This is a genomic window from Ruegeria sp. C6 (assembly GCF_056537625.1).
In genome coordinates, this window is record NZ_JBQFRW010000001.1 from 867433 (window position 1) to 884563 (window position 17131).

General features: G+C 57.7%; 15 protein-coding genes. 4 read left to right on the forward strand and 11 right to left on the reverse strand.

Annotation, left to right across the window (positions count from 1 at the left end; translation table 11 throughout):
• Positions 1-3456 (forward strand): transcription-repair coupling factor, encoded by a 3456-nt coding sequence (gene mfd, locus ACR0MJ_RS04300; protein WP_480759415.1) that lies wholly within the window; start codon positions 1-3, stop codon positions 3454-3456.
• On the opposite strand, the gene ACR0MJ_RS04305 is transcribed toward mfd, so the two are convergent.
• The 5 genes from ACR0MJ_RS04305 to ACR0MJ_RS04325 all read right to left on the reverse strand — a co-directional run bounded on the left by ACR0MJ_RS04305 (position 3453) and on the right by ACR0MJ_RS04325 (position 9302).
• Complete coding sequence (locus ACR0MJ_RS04305) at positions 3453-4130, reverse strand: SH3 domain-containing protein (protein ID WP_480759418.1); 678 nt, start codon at positions 4128-4130, stop codon at positions 3453-3455. The genes mfd and ACR0MJ_RS04305 overlap by 4 nt on opposite strands.
• Positions 4127-5791, reverse strand: coding sequence for a hypothetical protein (locus ACR0MJ_RS04310; protein WP_480759421.1), 1665 nt, complete (start codon positions 5789-5791; stop codon positions 4127-4129). The genes ACR0MJ_RS04305 and ACR0MJ_RS04310 overlap by 4 nt, the downstream gene beginning before the upstream one ends.
• A 55-nt stretch (positions 5792-5846) precedes the next feature.
• The gene (locus ACR0MJ_RS04315) at positions 5847-7055 is read right to left on the reverse strand and encodes a multidrug effflux MFS transporter (protein WP_170636174.1); all 1209 of its coding nucleotides are present in this window, start codon (positions 7053-7055) and stop codon (positions 5847-5849) included.
• Between the two features lie 73 nt (positions 7056-7128).
• Positions 7129-7788, reverse strand: a complete 660-nt coding sequence (locus ACR0MJ_RS04320; RefSeq protein WP_480759424.1) for a DsbA family oxidoreductase — start codon at positions 7786-7788, stop codon at positions 7129-7131.
• Positions 7785-9302 (reverse strand): class I adenylate-forming enzyme family protein, encoded by a 1518-nt coding sequence (locus ACR0MJ_RS04325; RefSeq protein ID WP_480759426.1) that lies wholly within the window; start codon positions 9300-9302, stop codon positions 7785-7787. The genes ACR0MJ_RS04320 and ACR0MJ_RS04325 overlap by 4 nt, the downstream gene beginning before the upstream one ends.
• Before the next feature lie 65 nt (positions 9303-9367).
• On the opposite strand from ACR0MJ_RS04325, the gene ACR0MJ_RS04330 reads away from it, so the two are divergent.
• Positions 9368-9991, forward strand: a complete 624-nt coding sequence (locus tag ACR0MJ_RS04330; protein ID WP_170396891.1) for an XRE family transcriptional regulator — start codon at positions 9368-9370, stop codon at positions 9989-9991.
• On the opposite strand, the gene ACR0MJ_RS04335 is transcribed toward ACR0MJ_RS04330, so the two are convergent.
• From ACR0MJ_RS04335 to ACR0MJ_RS04355, 5 genes are all read right to left on the reverse strand, one after another.
• The gene (locus tag ACR0MJ_RS04335) at positions 9980-10216 is read right to left on the reverse strand and encodes a hypothetical protein (protein WP_170396893.1); all 237 of its coding nucleotides are present in this window, start codon (positions 10214-10216) and stop codon (positions 9980-9982) included. The two genes, ACR0MJ_RS04330 and ACR0MJ_RS04335, sit on opposite strands and share 12 nt — an antisense overlap.
• A gap of 187 nt (positions 10217-10403) precedes the next feature.
• Positions 10404-11063 (reverse strand): MIP/aquaporin family protein, encoded by a 660-nt coding sequence (locus ACR0MJ_RS04340; RefSeq protein WP_170421892.1) that lies wholly within the window; start codon positions 11061-11063, stop codon positions 10404-10406.
• On the reverse strand, positions 11060-11536 hold the full coding sequence (locus ACR0MJ_RS04345) for an arsenate reductase ArsC (protein ID WP_170396900.1): 477 nt from the start codon (positions 11534-11536) through the stop codon (positions 11060-11062). Before ACR0MJ_RS04345 ends, ACR0MJ_RS04340 begins: the two co-directional genes overlap by 4 nt.
• Positions 11537-11562: 26 nt before the next feature.
• Positions 11563-12387: an arsenate reductase/protein-tyrosine-phosphatase family protein gene (locus tag ACR0MJ_RS04350; protein ID WP_480759428.1), complete on the reverse strand. Its 825-nt coding sequence runs from the start codon at positions 12385-12387 to the stop codon at positions 11563-11565.
• 32 nt (positions 12388-12419) lie between these two features.
• Entirely contained in the window at positions 12420-14246 is a 1827-nt protein-coding gene (locus ACR0MJ_RS04355) for an extracellular solute-binding protein (protein ID WP_480759432.1), read from the reverse strand.
• Positions 14247-14539: 293 nt separating this feature from the next.
• Here ACR0MJ_RS04355 and ACR0MJ_RS04360 point away from each other — a divergent pair, with 293 nt between their 5' ends.
• The gene (locus tag ACR0MJ_RS04360) at positions 14540-15313 is read left to right on the forward strand and encodes a 3-hydroxybutyrate dehydrogenase (RefSeq protein WP_170421879.1); all 774 of its coding nucleotides are present in this window, start codon (positions 14540-14542) and stop codon (positions 15311-15313) included.
• A 64-nt stretch (positions 15314-15377) separates the two neighbouring features.
• Positions 15378-16403: a patatin-like phospholipase family protein gene (locus ACR0MJ_RS04365; RefSeq protein ID WP_480759435.1), complete on the forward strand. Its 1026-nt coding sequence runs from the start codon at positions 15378-15380 to the stop codon at positions 16401-16403.
• On the opposite strand, the gene ACR0MJ_RS04370 is transcribed toward ACR0MJ_RS04365, so the two are convergent.
• Entirely contained in the window at positions 16404-17081 is a 678-nt protein-coding gene (locus ACR0MJ_RS04370) for a DUF502 domain-containing protein (protein ID WP_170396909.1), read from the reverse strand. It lies immediately after the preceding gene.
• Between the last annotated feature and the right edge of the window lie 50 nt (positions 17082-17131).

Sequence of the window (17131 nt, forward strand, 5' to 3'; positions counted from 1 at the left end):
ATGACGGCTCCGAACCACGTAACAGTCGGCGGCGGCCCCGAGGGGTTTGATGCACAGCTTGTGCTGAATGAGATCGCGCGCTCGGGCGGTCCAGTCTGTCATATCGCCCGCGATGACAAACGGATGGAGGCGATGCGGGCAGCGTTGGCATTCTTTGCGCCGGACATGCCCGTATTTGTATTCCCCGGATGGGACTGCTTGCCCTATGATCGGGTGTCGCCCAACGCCGACATTTCTGCTACCCGCGTGGCAACACTGGCTGCTTTGGCGCATCAGATGCCGCAGCGGTTCGTGCTGCTGACCACGCTCAATGCCGCGACCCAACGGGTACCCGCGCGTGCAGTGTTGCGAGAGGCCGCATTCACCGCTCGCGTAGATCAGCGCATAGACGAAGATGCCCTTCGCAACTTTCTGGTGCGGATGGGCTTTACCCAAAGCCCCACGGTGATGGAGCCCGGAGACTACGCTATCCGAGGCGGTATCATCGACATCTTCCCACCCGGTGAGAGCGGTCCCGTGCGGCTGGACTTGTTCGGGGATGTTCTGGATGGTGCACGCCGGTTTGATCCTGTCTCGCAGCGAACGACTGAAAAACTTGATGTGGTCGAGCTTGCCCCGGTGTCCGAGGTCATACTGGACGAAGCCGCCATCACCCGATTCCGTCAGAACTATCGCATCGAATTCGGCGCCGCGGGTACGGATGATCCCTTATACGAAGCTGTCAGCGCAGGTCGCAAGCATCAGGGGATCGAGCATTGGTTGCCGTTTTTCCATGAAAAACTGGAAACGCTGTTCGACTATCTTCCAGGGGCCTCAATCTCGCTTGACGATCAGGTCACGCCTGCTCGGCTGGCGCGCTGGGATACGATTGCGGATCAGTATGAGACGCGAAAGCTCGCTTTGGAAAACCGCTCGCGCATGGATACGGTTTATAAACCGACGCCTCCCGGTCTGCTCTATATGGACGATGCTGCATGGGCAGATGCAGTGGGCGATCGTCGCGTTTTGCAGTTCAGCCCGCTGCCGCAGGCGAGTGGTCCGGGCGTGATCGATGCAGGCGGACGGATCGGGCGCAACTTTGCACCCGAACGTCAGCAGGAAAGCATCAGCCTGTTTGGCGCTCTGGCGGCGCATATCACCGAAAAGATGGACAAGGGGCCGGTCCTCATTGCCTCTTACTCCGAAGGCGCTCGTGAACGACTGACCGGCTTGATCGAAGATGAAGGCCTGGCCGAGGCAATCCCGGTGACCGACGGAACCCGGGTTGGAAAGCGCGGCCTGCATCTTGCGGTTTGGGCATTGGAACACGGGTTTGAAGCGCCCAATCTGACCGTGATCTCGGAACAGGACGTTCTGGGCGACCGTCTGATCCGCCAACCCAAGAAACGCCGCAAGGCCGAGAACTTCCTGACTGAAACGCAGTCGCTATCGCCCGGTGATCTGGTGGTGCATGTTGACCACGGGATCGGGCGGTATCAGGGGATGGAGGTCGTTACGGCTGCTGGGGCCGCCCATGAATGCCTGCTGCTGGAATATGCTGAACAGTCCAAACTCTACCTGCCGGTCGAAAACATCGAACTGCTTTCGAAATATGGCCATGACGAAGGGCTGCTTGATCGCTTGGGTGGTGGCGCTTGGCAGGCCAAGAAGGCCAAGCTGAAAGAGCGCATCCGCGAAATGGCGGACAAGCTGATCCGCATCGCCGCCGAACGAGCCCTGCGGAAAGCTCCTGTCATGGACCCACCGCCGCATGCATGGGAAGAGTTCAGCGCGCGTTTCCCATATCAGGAGACCGACGATCAGTTGCGCGCGATTTCCGAGGTGATGGAAGACATGCATTCCGGCGCGCCGATGGATCGTCTGATCTGTGGCGATGTAGGCTTTGGCAAGACCGAGGTCGCCATGCGCGCAGCCTTTGTCGCCGCGATGTCGGGCGTACAGGTTGCCATTGTGGCACCGACCACGTTGCTCGCGCGGCAACACGCGGCGTCCTTCAAGGATCGCTTCCGGGGTTTCCCACTTGAAGTCCGACAACTGTCGCGCTTTGTCTCGGCCAAAGAGGCGCAGCAAACCCGCGATGGGTTGGCGCGAGGCACGGTGGATATCGTGATCGGCACCCATGCGCTGTTGGCCAAAGGGATACGGTTCAATAATCTGGGTCTGCTGATCATCGACGAGGAACAGCATTTCGGCGTGGGCCACAAGGAACGGCTGAAACAGCTGCGCTCGGACGTGCACGTCCTGACCCTGACAGCGACACCGATCCCACGAACTCTGCAACTGTCCCTAACAGGCGTGCGTGATCTGTCGATCATAGGCACGCCCCCCATCGACCGGCTTGCGATCCGCACCTATGTTAGCGAATTCGACGCGGTAACAATCCGTGAGGCGCTGCTGCGCGAGCATTATCGTGGCGGGCAGAGCTTCTATGTGGTGCCGCGCATCTCTGACCTGCCTGAGATCGAGGAATTCCTGAAAGAGCAGTTGCCTGAGTTATCCTACGTGGTCGCACACGGGCAGATGGCTGCGGGTGAGCTTGATGACCGCATGAACGCGTTTTACGACGGTAAATACGACGTTCTGCTGGCCACGACGATCGTAGAAAGCGGGCTGGATATCCCGAGTGCCAACACGATGGTCGTGCATCGGGCGGATATGTTTGGCCTAGCGCAGCTCTATCAGATCCGGGGGCGGGTGGGGCGCTCAAAAACCCGCGCCTATGCCTATCTGACCACCAAACCGCGCCAGCGCCTGACGGCGACGGCTGAGAAACGGCTGCGGGTTCTGGGCTCGCTGGATACGCTCGGGGCCGGGTTCACACTGGCATCGCAAGATCTCGACATTCGTGGTGCGGGCAACCTGCTGGGTGAGGAACAGTCCGGCCAGATGCGTGATGTGGGCTACGAACTCTACCAATCGATGCTGGAAGAGGCGATTGCCAAGATCAAAGCCGGCGAGATGGAGGGGCTATCGGATGCCGATGACCAATGGGCGCCGCAGATCAATCTGGGTGTCCCGGTTCTGATCCCCGAGGATTATGTGCCCGATCTGGACGTGCGTCTGGGCCTCTACCGCCGCCTGTCGTCACTGTCGACGAAAGTGGAACTGGAAGGATTCGCTGCCGAGTTGATCGACCGCTTCGGCAGCCTGCCGAAAGAGGTGAATACCCTGATGCTTGTCGTGCGCATTAAGGCGATGTGCAAACGTGCCGGGATCGCCAAGCTGGACGGCGGGCCAAAGGGCGCAACGATACAGTTCCACAATGATAAGTTCGCCTCACCCGAGGGGTTGGTCGAGTTCATTCAGAACCAACGCGGGCTGGCCAAGGTCAAGGACAACAAGATCGTTGTGCGGCGCGACTGGAAGAAGGACAGCGACAAGATCAAAGGTGCGTTTGCCATCGCCCGTGATCTGGCCGAAAAGGTCGTGGCTGTGAAGAAAAAGGCGAAAGCCTAGTCCCCTGTCACAAAAGTGCAGAGCTGCCAGTCGCCCGTATCGGATTTAACAAACGCAGCGCGGTAGCCAACCATCGATGTCAGAAAATCGCTGAGTAAGTAGCCCGATGTCCCATCGGTTAGTCTGATTTTCTGGTATTCCCCATCAGGTTGATAGTCAGGGACGATCACGATTTCATGACTGATCAGCGCGAGGATGGGCGCGCCACGAGACGGTGCTTGACGCAGTGTGATGCTTTCGCCCGAAACGTAGAAGGCGGTGAAAGGGTCCACTGTAGCGGGAAGAATGATCCGCCAATAGTGCGGCATCCAGAATTCACCCTGATCGTCAAAATATCCCGGTTGGGAAACCGTTTGCTGCAATTGCGACCAGTAAAAATCACGTAGCTCCGCAGCCTCGTCCTTAAATTCTTCACCAAGCGTTTCCGGAGGCACAGTCAAGTTGGTGCGAAACTCTTCCGGTCCACCTGCTGTACCGTGGCTGAGATAGATGTCGGGACAAGCGGCGGCGACAACTGCATCGGTATCGCGTGCCTCGATTTTCGCCAGCAAGTCAGCTCGGAATGCGACCAGTGATGGATTTTGACCTGCCTCGTCGATAGGTGGAAAGGTCTGGCGCTGTGCCAGCGCTGGAGTGGCAAGCAGCAGGCCTGCCACCAAAAGGAATAGCTTCATTCCGCAGCCCTCATAGCGGCTTGGGCACAGAAGCATGACGCGCCGACGGTGCGGTCCGCGCGCGCCAAGGCAAGATCAAGGCGTTGCTTGATTTGGCGGATTTCTACTGTCTCGCCGCGTGCTTTCAGGCAATCATGCAAACCCTTCAAACTCCAGACATTGTCAGGGTGGATCGAGGCGCGGCTGAGCGTGCCACCCAAGCCTAGATCTTCACGATAGACTGCCTCGGCCTCGTTCACATGCCCTTGTTCGAACAACAACGCACCAAGCGCATGGCGTGTTGGTTGCATCCAACCCCATGGCTCGTCATAGGGCAGCGTGTCATCCAACTCGACCGAGCGGCGTAGATGTGCATAGGCAATCTCGTAGTTGCCTTTGCGATACTCGATTTCTCCGCGCAGCATTTCCGCTGCGATCTCCAGAAGGTCGATGACCCGATTGTTGTGCAGGCGGCGGGTCTCGGGCACGCAGGTTTTTGCGGCAAGGAACAACTGCTCTTCGGCCTCGGCTTGCGCCACCTCATCAGTGGCCGCATGGGCGATGGCGCGAGCATAATGTGTTGTTGCTGTCAAAGTGCGATAAAGGTCAGGGTCGTCTGGCAAATTCAGTGCCTTGGCCTCTTCCCAGCGGCCAAAGCGGATCAGGATATGCGGGCCCATGGACATGTAGCTTTCAAAATAATCCGCCATGGGCGGGCTTTCGATCCGAAGCATATTTTCGGGGGTGGTATCCCACAGGCCCCGATTGGCACGCAGGGCTGGTTCCATCTGACCGAGAAACAGAGCGCCATAGATGGTGAAGTGATAGTTGTGCTGACGATAGCCGGTATAAATGTTGAACGCGCCTTCACGCTCATAATATTTCAGATCGGCCTCGGTGGCCTTTTCGTTCCAGTAGGCAACGTTGTGATAGTGGCCGCACAGCACGTCGATATGGGTCGGCATATGCACCAGGTGACCGGCATCGGGTACGAGTGTACGCAGGATGTCTCCGGCCTGCAGCGCCTTTTCTGGCGTCGGCGACATCTCCATCAGGTGCACATATAGGTGAAGTAGACCGGGATGAGACATCGACGCCGGGTCATTGACCATAGCGCTCTCCAAAGCGTTTTGCGCTTCGAGGGTCGCGGCACCCTCGGCCGGTTGGCCCGTTTTCAGGTCCCACATCTGCCACGGGGTGATGTTCATCAGCGCCTCAACATGGATCGTGCGCAGGTCCAGATCATCAGGCTGTTCGGCAAATGCGGCGCGCATGGCGTCCGCATAGTCATAGTCCCACTGGTGCATGTTTTCGATGGGGTCACGCTGAGGGTATCGGGAGGGTAGGGCGCGGATCAACGCTTGCTCAACCGCTGTGCACCCGTCGAGCAGCGACAGCGCCTTCTGTGTTGCATCATAGGCGATGGCCAGTGATTTGGCCTGGCCCTGATCGTCCCGCAATTCCCACGGCAGGTTATAGTTTGGGCCTGCTGCATAGGCGACGCCCCAATGGGCCATGGCGCAATCCGGGTCAATCTCGGCAGCTTTCTGAAAGCACGTGACCGCTTCGTCGTGGTTGTAGCCATACGTCCAGACCAATCCGCGATCGAACCAAAGCTGCGCTTCGGGTGATGCTGTGGTGACGGCACAGGAATACGTGCCCAGATCATAATAGTCGCTCATGGCGCCCCCCCACGATTTGCGGGAAGGTTAGCGTGTTTCAGCGGCTCTGCACAGATCAGGCGGGCAGTCTGTTTTCGATCCGGCCCATATGTAGCATCAGGCCGAAGCCAAGCATGCACATCGTCAGTACTCCGGTCGTCAGCGGTGTGATCGACCCGTCAAATAACAGCCCAATAGGGGCCGCGATGGCAGCCGCCAGAATTGTGGCGATCGATCCAATGACCGAGGCAGCCATTCCCGCGATATGACCCATAGGTTCCATGGCAATGGCGTTCAGGTTGCCCATGGTTACACCGGCCATAAAGAAGATCGAGGTCTGCCACGCCACAAAAACAGCAAATGACGCGCCCGGTGAAAGTGGTGTCATGTTCAGGATGATGACGGCGCTTGTGATCAGAATCTGCGCGCCCAAGGCCCAGGTCACCATACGGCGCATCCCGACGCGTACGACCACGGCGGCGTTCAAAAGGCTGGCCGAACCCGAGATCAGCGCCACGAAGGCGAACCAGAAGGGAAAGCTGTCTGCCCGATCATGGATGACGTCAAAAACCGGCTGAACCATCGTTAGCATGGTGAACAGCAACCCCATGCAAAGGGTCTGCACCAGGATCGAGAGGCGTACGGTGGGGTGTGCGAACATCTCATGCACTGCCGCAATCATCAGGGGCAGGCGGAAGGGGCGTCGGTTTTCGGGCGCCAGAGATTCAGGCAGGCGCGTGGCCATCCAGATCACGATGATCGTGGCGAATATGATGAAGGACACAAAGATGCCGCGCCAGCCGACCAGTGCAATAACGCCTGCGCCTAGCAGCGGTGCCACGGCGGGGACCAGAGTAAAGATCATCATCGCAATCGAGATGATGCGCGCCATCTCGCGCCCTGAAAACAAGTCGCGAATGATCGCCATAGCCACAACGCGCGGCCCGGCCGCCCCGAGGCCCTGCGCGATGCGCGCAGCCAGCACCAGTTCAAGCGATGAGCTCGACCACGCAACAGCGCAGGCAAGTATATAGAGAGCGGCACCACCATAAATCACCGGCTTGCGCCCGACCGCATCGGAAATTGGCCCGGTAAAGAATGTGCCGATCCCCATGCCCAGCACAAAAGAGGTCAGGATCAACTGTGCTTTGTTCAGATCGTAGGGGCTGAGCTCTGCGCCGATCTCGGGCAGGGCTGGCAGCATTGAATCGATCGAAAAGGCTATCGTGGCGAACATCATCGCGATCAACGCAATGAATTCGCCCCGGGACATGCGGTCGGCCATGGGGAACTCCTTCCCGAATGCGCTATCACGGCGTTTCGGGTTGGACTAGATCAGAAATGCACAGGGGTATGTGCTATTCTGCAGGGGAAGCCTCAATCTGAGACATGATCTCAGAGATCACTTTTGCCCACAATTCAGGAGGTTGCGCGCCCGGAACGGCGTGCTGGTTTGCAACGATATATGTGGGAACCGAATTTACGCCCATTTCGCGTGAATGGCTGTCGCGGTTACGGATATCTTCTAGGTCGGCGTCTGACTGCAGCAGTTTCAGTACGACCGCTGCGTCCATGCCGACGCTGTCGGCGACATCAGCCAACACCTCATGATCACCAATATCACGCGCCTCGACGAAGTAAGCATTAAAGAGTGCATCGACCACGGCATCCTGCTTGCCCTCAATCCCCGCCCAGTGGATCAGGCGGTGGGCATCCAGCGTGTTGGGCGTGCGTTTCATGCCTTCGAAATCGATATTCAAACCTGCGTTTTCGGCATGTTCGACAACGGGAGCGTATGCGCGAACTGCTCCGTCCTTACCGCCGAACTTCCGTTCAAGGTATTCGCGCCGATCCATGCCCTCGTCGGGCATATCGGGGTTCAGCTGAAAGGGGTGCCACTCGATCATAAAGGGGTGGTCTGGCACTTCGGCGAGCGCTTTGTCCAGATGGGTCTTGCCGATATAGCACCAGGGGCAAATCGGATCGGACATGATGTCGAGCTTTACAGTGTGTGTCATTCGGTCGTCGCCTTGAAATAGGCCGGCAGGGCGCGGCGCAGAAGTTTGCCGTTGCCTCCGGTGGGCAAGGCGGGCAGATGGACAAAGGCACGCGGCTGTTTGTAGCGCGCCAACTTGTCAGACACATAGGCGTGCAGGTCCGCCGCGTCCAGTTCTTCGGGGCCAGTGTAGAAGGCAACGATGATCGAACTGTCCTGTTTTACCTCGACCGTAGCCGCCCCGACCTGGGTGATCTCGGGATGGGTGGATAAGGCCGCCTCGACTTCGACCGGGGAAACGCGATATCCGCCCGCATTCATCATGTCGTCATCTCGACCCAGATAGGTGATTTGCCCATCAACGGCCATCGCGCCTTGATCACCGGTCAGGAACCAATCCCCCTGCATCCGAGCAGCGGCCTCGTCCGGGGCATTCAGATAGGTTAGCATCAGGCCCGGATCTTCGCGATGTACGGCTATTGTACCTTCCTGACCTTGTGGCACAGGGCCATCCGGCCCGAGGATGGCAATCCGACGCCCGGGCTGCGGCTGCCCCAACGCTGTGCCGCGTGCCGGGTGGCTTGGGCTGGATGAGATGAAGGTCGAGCATTCGGACATGCCGTAAGCCTCATAAAGCTCGGTGCCGGTGGACTGCACCCATTGTTCATGCAGGTGTCGCGACAGCTTTTCCCCGGCGCAAAGGCCGTGGCGCAGATCGGGAAGGCCGGGATGCGCGTCACTTTGCATCATCTTCCGAAAGACCCCCGGTGCGGCTGCAAAGATGGTGGCACGATGTTGTTTCAACAGGGCAGGCAGATCGCGTATGTCTGTCCCGGGTTCAGGGATCAGAGCCGTTGCACCAATGGCCCAAGGGTCCATCAAGCCGGTGCCCAGCGTGTAGGTCCAATTGAATGCCCCCGCATGGCAAAGCCGGTCCGAGGATTTCAGGCCATACCAGCCGTCGACCATCATCTGCCGAGCCCAGATGGCGCGGTGTGCATGCGCAACCGCACGGGGTTTGCCCGAAGTGCCCGAAGTGTAGACCACGTAGGCCAGCCGCTCGGGATCTCCCATGGCAAATCTTGCAGGTGGCAGTGATCGCATCCGGGCCAGTTCAGGCAGCATGATCTGATCCGGGTGCGGCGCGCAGGCGACCTGGGGATCTCGCAAAATAGCGGCGGGTTTCAGATCGTCGATGATCTTTGCCGTCTCTTGCTCGGTCAGTTGTGATGAGGTGGGCACGGGGACCAGCCCCACGGCGATTGCGCCCAGATAGGCGATCGGAAAATCGACGGTATTGCCCAATCGCATGAGAACAATGTCTTGGGCGCGAAGGCCGCTCTGCAACAATCCTGCACCGGTGCCCATTATCGCCGAATGCAGATCGCCATAGGTCCAGTCTGTTGCACCATCCGATCCCAGCACCGAAAGCGCGGTCTTCTCAGCTGAACTTTGCGCATGGCGCAGCACATGCGCGGCAAGATTGAACGGGCGCGGGCAGGGCGCGGGCGGCCCCTGATCAAAGATCGACAACATGAGAACTGGCTATCGTCGTGCGAGGCGCGTTGCAAGCAGGGCATGCTCGCCCTATAGAAAGACCCATGGCCACCAATGATCATAAATCTATCGTCAGAATTGCCCGCGACAATGGTGTCAACACCGAGTTGGAGCCGGTCGATCTGGGCGCGCGCGTGCGCGAACTGCGTAAAGCCCGCAACTGGACGCTGGAACAGGCGGCGAGTCAGGCGGGTCTGGCCCGGTCGACACTCAGCAAGATCGAAAATGGTCAGATGTCTCCGACCTATGATGCTTTGAAAAAGCTGGCGACCGGATTGGAGATTTCGGTGCCTCAGCTTTTTACGCCGCCACAACGCGATCAGGTGATCGGTCGAATGGCAGTGACCAAGATGGGCGGGGGTGCGGCCCATGCGACCACCACCTACGAACATGAGTTGCTGGCAGAAACGCTGACCAAAAAGCAGATGCTGCCCTATCGCGCCCGTGTACGTGCACGCTCGATGGAAGAATTTGACGGCTGGGTGCGTCACGATGGTGAGGAATTTCTGTATGTTCTGACCGGAGTGGTGCGGTTGTTTACCGAGTTCTATGAGCCGGTCGAAATGCGCCGCGGCGACAGCGCTTATTACGACGGCAGCATGGGGCATAACGTCATTTCGGTCAGTGATGAGGATGCGACGATCCTGTGGGTGACGTCACTTGCTTAGGGCTTGAGCCGCTTCGCGGTTCAATGCTTCGGTGAACAGGAAATCCTCAAGCTCTTCGCGCGCCTCGTTTACGGTCAGGTGGTGACGCTCGGCCAGGTAAGCTTCGAACTGTTTGCGATCTTCGCCAACGCGCGCCATATCCCTATCCCGCAGGTTCGGAAACCTACGTTTTGCACGCGCATATGACGCGTCCCAGTCTTGCGTCAGATCAGCCCAGTTTAGCATCTGCGAGCCTTCCTTAGTTGGTGTTTCAGGATTGCTCTCCCCCAAGACAGCCTACGGAGCGCCGTGCGTTGCTGCAGACATGACAAAATGTCGCAGCCGGAGTCGGGAGATAAGATGCAAAAAACCCGCTGCGGAGATACCGCAACGGGCCCACGGACCTGCTGTAAAGTGAGTGGCGGCCGGTCCGTTATTCTGCTTGTTCGAATAACCAGTTCAGTATTTTGTGTCCGATAAATACAGCAATTAACTGCATAATTATGAACATCGGAATGTGCGCAGGGTATATCCCCGCAAAGGTATCCGTAAAGCCCCTTGCGATGGTAACGGCCGGATTAGCAAAACTTGTGGAAGACGTATACCAGTAGGCGCCGGTAATATAGAGGCCCACAAGGGCTGGTACCGTGTCCGGCTTGTGCCGAATTCCGCCGAAAATCACAAAGAGCAAACCCAAAGTGGCGACAATCTCCGAAAACCACTGATGTGCCCCGGTACGATGCATCGTTTCCGAAGTTTGCAGAATCGGCAGGTCAAACATGTAATGGCTGGCCCAGACCCCCGCGATACCTCCGGCAATCTGAACAAGCATGTAAGGGGTGACCGCACGCCAGGGATGTTCACCGCGCAGCGCAAAGGCCAATGTCACTGCAGGGTTGAAGTGAGCGCCCGAGACAGGGCCGAGCGTAGTGATGATAGCGTAAAGGATGCAGCCGGTCGCAATTGCATTGGCCAGCAACGCCAGCGCGATGTTCCCGTCGGACAAGGTTTGCGCCATGATGCCTGATCCGACAACGCCGATCAGCAGGAAGGCGGTTCCGAGGAATTCGGCAAAGTATTGGCGGGCGCTCACAGCAGGGCTCCTATACGTTTGAGATGGGCCGAGAGTTCAACGCTGTCCATGGTTTCAATGGGCAGCTCCAGAAGTGCCTCGGCGCGGCGCCCAAGAATGTCATATGCGGTCCTAAAGGCGGTTTCCCAGTCTGACTGAGACGCGGCGGCTGGGTCCTCGACACCCCAATGCGCGCGTACGGGGGCGCCGGGCCAGACGGGACATGTCTCTTCGGCGGCTGAGCCGCAAACCGTGATCACTATGTCCATTTCCGGAGCATTTTCTGCTGCAAACTCATCCCAGCTTTTAGAGCGGGCATCGCGGACGTCATGGCCTTCGGCACCAAGCAGCGTCAAGGATTGCGGATGCACCTTCCCGGTCGGGTTGGAGCCTGCTGAATAGGCGCGTACACGCCCTTCGCCGGTGTGATTGAAGAGCGACTCCAGCAGAATCGACCGAGCCGAGTTGCCGGTGCATAGAACCAGTATGTTCATGGGGGTATCCTTGGATTGATCGAGGACTATTCGGCCATTCGACCGATATCATCCACCTTGTGCTGTAGTGAGATGCGGTCGAGCGTTTCGAACGGGAGGCTTGCAAAGGCGGTGATACGGTTGCGCAGCAATCCGTAGGCCTGCTGGAATGCCAGCTGCTTTTGCGCGTCGGTTCCTTCAACTTTGACCGGATCGGGCAGACCCCAATGCGCGCTTATCGGTTGTCCTGGCCAAGCGGGGCAGGCCTCGTTCGCTGCGTGGTCGCAGACGGTAAAGACAAAATCCATCTTTGGGGCATCAGCAGCGGCAAATTCTTCCAGTGATTTTGAACGGAGTGAGGTCGTGTCGTAGTCTTTTTGCTTCAAGAGTTCCAAAACGATTGAATTTGGTCCGTCCGATGGTGCCGTTCCTGCCGAATAAGCACGAAACAAGCCGTTACCTTCATTGTTCAGGATGGCTTCCGCCATGATCGAACGGGCCGAGTTTCCGGTGCAGAGGAAAAGCGCATTCATAACGCGGCCAGGGGACGCCATAACGGGGTCATCCGAGGGTTGCATGCACAGATCAGGACGATTTTGACAGCAACCGCCCAGCAACTCATCAAACAGCCCGCGCACCGCTGGTAAGTTGGCGGCATATTGCAATGATGTCCCGCTGCGCGACTGCTGGATCAGCCCGGCGGATTTCAATGCATTCAGGTAGGTTGACGCAGTATTGGGTTTCAGCGCTAAAGCCTCGGCAATCTGACCCGCAGCTACGGAATCTGGATAGCGACGCATCAACAGCCGGAACAGATCCAGCCGCTTGGGATGTGCGAGTGCGTTCAGCCTGTCATGAATCTCTATTTCCATAATTCATGAAATATGGAAATAGAAAGGACTCGTCAATCCTGAAACCACCAGACCTGTGGCATATATTCTGGCCCATCGCCATAAATTGGCAGAGTGTCGGGTTGTTTCAGCTCTTTGACATGGGCGATACGGCCGACATCAAAGCTCCAGATAGGAATAACATAGCGACCCGCTGTCAGAACACGATCCAGCGCGCGCGTTGCCGCAACAAAATCCTCGTGGCTTTCCGAGGCCAGCATCGCGTCGATCAGCCCGTCCACGGCGGGCGAGGTCAGACCCATGACATTCCGCGTCCCGGGAGCGTTGGCGTTTTCGCTGCCCCAATACAGGCGTTGTTCGTTGCCTGGCGAGAGCGACAGCGCACGACGGAACGGGGTCATGTCAAAATCTTGCGCATCGATGCGTGAAGTATATTGCGCGTCATCTACTTTCTCGACTGTCAACTGGATACCCAGGCGTTCGAGGGCGCGGGCGTAGATTTCCGCGATCACGTCGACATCCTGGACCACGTTCAGGCTGCCCTGGCTGATGACCAGATCAATCACAAACGGCTCACCGCTGGCGTTGCGAAGCTGGCCGTCCTGAATGATCCATCCGGCCTCTTCCAGCAGTTTAAGCGCTTTGCGGATATTTCGGCGGTTGCGTTCGGTTCCATCGCTTTGAGGCAATTCATATCCATCCAGCGTGCCCGGTGCCAACTCGGCGGCATAAGGTTGAAGCAATTCCTCGACACGACCAGTGGCCGGTCCGGGTTGCATCCCCAATTCCGAACCCGAGAAATATGAGATGATCCTGGGCTGCGCCCCGCCTGTAATGGTGTCGTTGATGAACTCGAAGTTGAAGGCCAGCGTTAGTGCCTCGCGTACGCGCCAGTCATCGAATGGGGCCTTGCGTGTGTTCATGACAAAGCCGGTCATGCCTGACGGCTTTTGATGGGGAATTTCCGTCTTCACAACGTCACCGCGCTGAACCGCTGGGAAGTTGTACTGCGTGTTCCATTTATCCGCGTTGAATTCACGAACGGCCGAAAGCTCGCCAGCTTTGAACGCTTCAAACGCGACTGTGCCGTCTCCGTAGAACTCAATCCGCATGTCATCCAGATTCATCGTGCCCTTGCGGTAGGGGATGTCGGCACCCCAATAGTCAGGATTGCGACGCAGGTTCACATAGCGGCCAGCCTCATAGTCATCGATTACGTATGGTCCGGAACCGATGGGTATATCGTGTAGTTGAGCGTCAGCGAACGACTTTCCCTCCCACTGCGCTCTTTGCAGGATCGGGCGCATTCCGGCGATCAGGGCCAGTTCGCGATCCGGTTCGTTAAAGGTGATCCGAACGCTGCGCGGTCCAGTCTGTTCAATGCTATCAATCTTGCCCCACAGCCCGCGATATCGCAGGTGGCCTTCGGTGCCCAGTGTCTCATACGACCAGATCACGTCATCGACAGTGACCGGCGATCCATCCGAGAATTCAGCATTTTCGCGCAGCGTGAATTCGACCCAAGTTCGGTCCGAATCTGTCTCAACTGATTCGGCTAACAACCCGTAAAGAGTGAAAGGTTCGTCCCAGGAGCGGCCCATCAGGCTTTCATGAGTCCAAAATCGCAACTGCCACGGAGCGGTACCTTTTTGCACAAACGGGTTCAGACTGTTATAGCCGCCGGTATTGCCAAATACGACCTTGCCGCCCTTGGGCGCGTCAGGATTTGCGTAGGGTAGCGACACAAAATCCGGTGGTAGGGCCGGGTCACCATACATAGCTATGCCATGGGCCGATTCTGCTGACGCCATTGAGGCGGCGAAAATACAGGTGATTCCCACAATCGCGGGACGAAGGGGGCGGAGATAATCGGGGCTCATTTTGGAAACAATCCTGCTCTGGCCTTATTTTGTTTGGGATTCACCGTAGCCATGATTTTTCTTATTATCAAACTTTTAGCTTGGACGAGGGCGTGGAATTGCTTATAAAGGTTCTACTGCTCGATAGGTTTCTTGCCTGTATGAAACCTGCCTCAATAACTTAACGCCCGCTTCGTGCGGGCGTTTTTTTTGGCAAAACTCGTGCGGGTGCGCGGATCAGATCATTCCCCGTTTTCTTTGCAGGTGCAGCATGGCACTGTGTTTGAGAAACAAAAACTCATAAGGAGAGTGCCATGAGTCTGTCGGGCAAAACAGCCGTCGTCACGGGGTCGAATTCGGGGATTGGGCTGGGCATCGCGCGTGAGCTGGCGAAGGCCGGGGCGGATGTGGTGCTGAATTCGTTCACCGACCGTGATGAAGATCATGCGCTGGCCACCGAGATTGGCAAAGAGACGGGAACCAACGCGCGCTACATCAAGGCAGATATGTCCAAGGGCGATGAATGCCGTGCACTGATCGAACAGGCAGGTGCTTGTGACATTCTGGTGAACAACGCCGGCATTCAGCATGTGGCCCCGATCGATCAGTTTCCGTCGGACAAATGGGATGCGATCATCGCGATCAACATGAATTCGGTCTTTCATACGATGGCGGCAGCGCTTCCGATGATGCGCGCGGCGGGTTGGGGGCGGATCGTGAATATTGCCTCGGCTCACGGTCTGACGGCCTCGCCCTACAAGGCGGCTTACATCGCGGCAAAGCATGGTGTCGTCGGCATGAGCAAGACCGTGGCGCTAGAGACTGCGCAGGAGCCGATTACCTGCAATGCTATTTGTCCGGGATACGTACTGACTCCATTGGTTGAGGCGCAAATTCCCAACACGATGAAAGAGTACAATATGAGCCGTGAGGATGTGGTGAAGAACATCCTGCTGGAGCGGCAGCCGTCGAAGGAGTTTGCCACGGTCGAGCAGCTGGGCGGAACTACGATCTTCTTGTGCTCGGATGCAGCGGCACAGATCACAGGAACGACGATATCCGTGGATGGGGGATGGACGGCATTGTGAGGGACCATGGGGGCTCTGCCCCCATACCCCCGAGGTATTTCTGGCCAGATGAAGAGGCGGAACCATGAAACGGATCAATCTTGCATTGCAGGGCGGTGGGGCGCATGGCGCGTTTACCTGGGGTGTACTGGATCGATTGCTGGATGAAGAGGATATCGAGGTTGCCGCGATCACTGGGACTTCGGCCGGCGCGCTGAACGGGGCAGCGTTCAAATCTGGGATGGTGCATGCAGGGCGCGAGGGCGCGCGGGCCTGTCTGGATGGGCTTTGGAAACGCATGGGTGCCGTCGGCGATATGCGAATTGCCCATTGGATGCGGGGCATTGAGCCTGCTCATGTTGCACAAGCGTTAGAGTACTCCGTTCCGTTCTCGATGGCCGAAGCATGGTCGCGGCTGGTATCGCCTTACGCCTATGGGCCGTTTTATCGCAATCCGCTCACCCCGGTTGTGGATCGGTTCAACTTTGATGAGATTTGTGCAGACGAAGGGCCCGCGCTGTTTGTCTGCGCCACCTGTGTGCGCAGCGGCAAGATTCGCGTGTTCACAGGCGAGGAGATTTCGACCGATGCGATTCTGGCCTCGGCCTGCTTGCCGAACCTGTTTCAGGCGGTTGAAATCTATGACCCGAAATCCGAGCGGACCGAAGCGTATTGGGATGGCGGCTATACCGGAAACCCGGCGCTTTATCCGTTGTTCGGTGGAGATTTGCCAGATGATGTGGTGATTGTGAACATCAACCCGCTGGAACGCGATGAGGTGCCTAAAACGCCGCAGCAGATTCAGAACCGGATCAATGAGATCAGCTTTAACTCATCGTTGTTTCGCGAGCTGCGTGCGATCAATTTCGTTCAACGGCTTCTGGCCGAAGGCAAGCTGAAGGCTGGTGAGATGAGCCGGGTGCTGGTGCATATGATCGCTGACGACGCCTTGATGAACGACCTTTCGGCGGCCACCAAGATCGTGCCAAACCCGGTTGTGCTGAACCGGCTGAAACAGTCCGGGCGCGATGCGGCGGATCAGTTTCTGAGCGCGCATAAGGACGATCTGGGTCAGCGAAGCACGGTCGATTTGCCCGCAATGTTTGGTTGATTATTCAGGCGGCTGGGTTGGGTCTTTGTCATTCGGGTAAACCAGGCCCGCTGAGATCACCAGCTTGGCTGCGTCCTCGATGGACATATCCAGCAGGATCACATCCTCTGCGGGGAAAAACAACAGGAACCCGGATGTGGGGTTTGGGGTTGTCGGGACAAACACGCTTAGCAACTCGCCCCCGGTTTCGGCGCGATCGCTCACTTCACCGCGCGCTGTTGTCGAGACGAAGCCGATTGCCCAGATGCCCCGGCGCGGATACTGGATCAGGCAGGCTTTTTCGAAAGACCGCTCGGTCTGGGCGAACACAGTTTCCGAGATTTGCTTGATCCCGGAATAAACCGAACGGACCACGGGCATGCGGTCGACGACACTCTCGGCGAAATGGATCAGAGAACGGCCCAGAATGCCCTTTGCGATCCAGCCGACGATAATCGTGAACAGCAGGAATATGACCACGCCAACGCCGCGCAGGTTGATGCCGACATATTCCGAGGGTTGGAACCGTTGCGGGATCAGTGGCAGGACGGCGCTGTCGATCCAGCCAACCACAGACCAGATCAACCAGATGGTCAGCCACACCGGAGCAATGACGACGATACCAGTCAGAAAGGACGCGCGTAGCCGGGAGAACAGGCCGGGGCGTCGGTGGGGTTCTTCGTCAAACGGAGTGTTCATTGCGGTCCTGAGTGGTTTGCGGAATTAGGTAAGCAGTCCGGGCGCTTGGT

Coding starts and splice junctions, on each gene's coding strand:
- ACR0MJ_RS04325 (WP_480759426.1), bottom strand. CDS start 9,302: ATGTTGTCGATCTTTGATCAGGGGCCGCCCGCGCCCTGCCCGCGCCCG.
- ACR0MJ_RS04355 (WP_480759432.1), bottom strand. CDS start 14,246: ATGAGCCCCGATTATCTCCGCCCCCTTCGTCCCGCGATTGTGGGAATC.
- ACR0MJ_RS04370 (WP_170396909.1), bottom strand. CDS start 17,081: ATGAACACTCCGTTTGACGAAGAACCCCACCGACGCCCCGGCCTGTTC.
- ACR0MJ_RS04330 (WP_170396891.1), top strand. CDS start 9,368: ATGGCCACCAATGATCATAAATCTATCGTCAGAATTGCCCGCGACAAT.
- ACR0MJ_RS04335 (WP_170396893.1), bottom strand. CDS start 10,216: ATGCTAAACTGGGCTGATCTGACGCAAGACTGGGACGCGTCATATGCG.
- ACR0MJ_RS04365 (WP_480759435.1), top strand. CDS start 15,378: ATGAAACGGATCAATCTTGCATTGCAGGGCGGTGGGGCGCATGGCGCG.
- ACR0MJ_RS04345 (WP_170396900.1), bottom strand. CDS start 11,536: ATGAACATACTGGTTCTATGCACCGGCAACTCGGCTCGGTCGATTCTG.
- ACR0MJ_RS04315 (WP_170636174.1), bottom strand. CDS start 7,055: ATGGCCGACCGCATGTCCCGGGGCGAATTCATTGCGTTGATCGCGATG.
- mfd (WP_480759415.1), top strand. CDS start 1: ATGACGGCTCCGAACCACGTAACAGTCGGCGGCGGCCCCGAGGGGTTT.
- ACR0MJ_RS04305 (WP_480759418.1), bottom strand. CDS start 4,130: ATGAAGCTATTCCTTTTGGTGGCAGGCCTGCTGCTTGCCACTCCAGCG.
- ACR0MJ_RS04350 (WP_480759428.1), bottom strand. CDS start 12,387: ATGGAAATAGAGATTCATGACAGGCTGAACGCACTCGCACATCCCAAG.
- ACR0MJ_RS04310 (WP_480759421.1), bottom strand. CDS start 5,791: ATGAGCGACTATTATGATCTGGGCACGTATTCCTGTGCCGTCACCACA.
- ACR0MJ_RS04360 (WP_170421879.1), top strand. CDS start 14,540: ATGAGTCTGTCGGGCAAAACAGCCGTCGTCACGGGGTCGAATTCGGGG.
- ACR0MJ_RS04320 (WP_480759424.1), bottom strand. CDS start 7,788: ATGACACACACTGTAAAGCTCGACATCATGTCCGATCCGATTTGCCCC.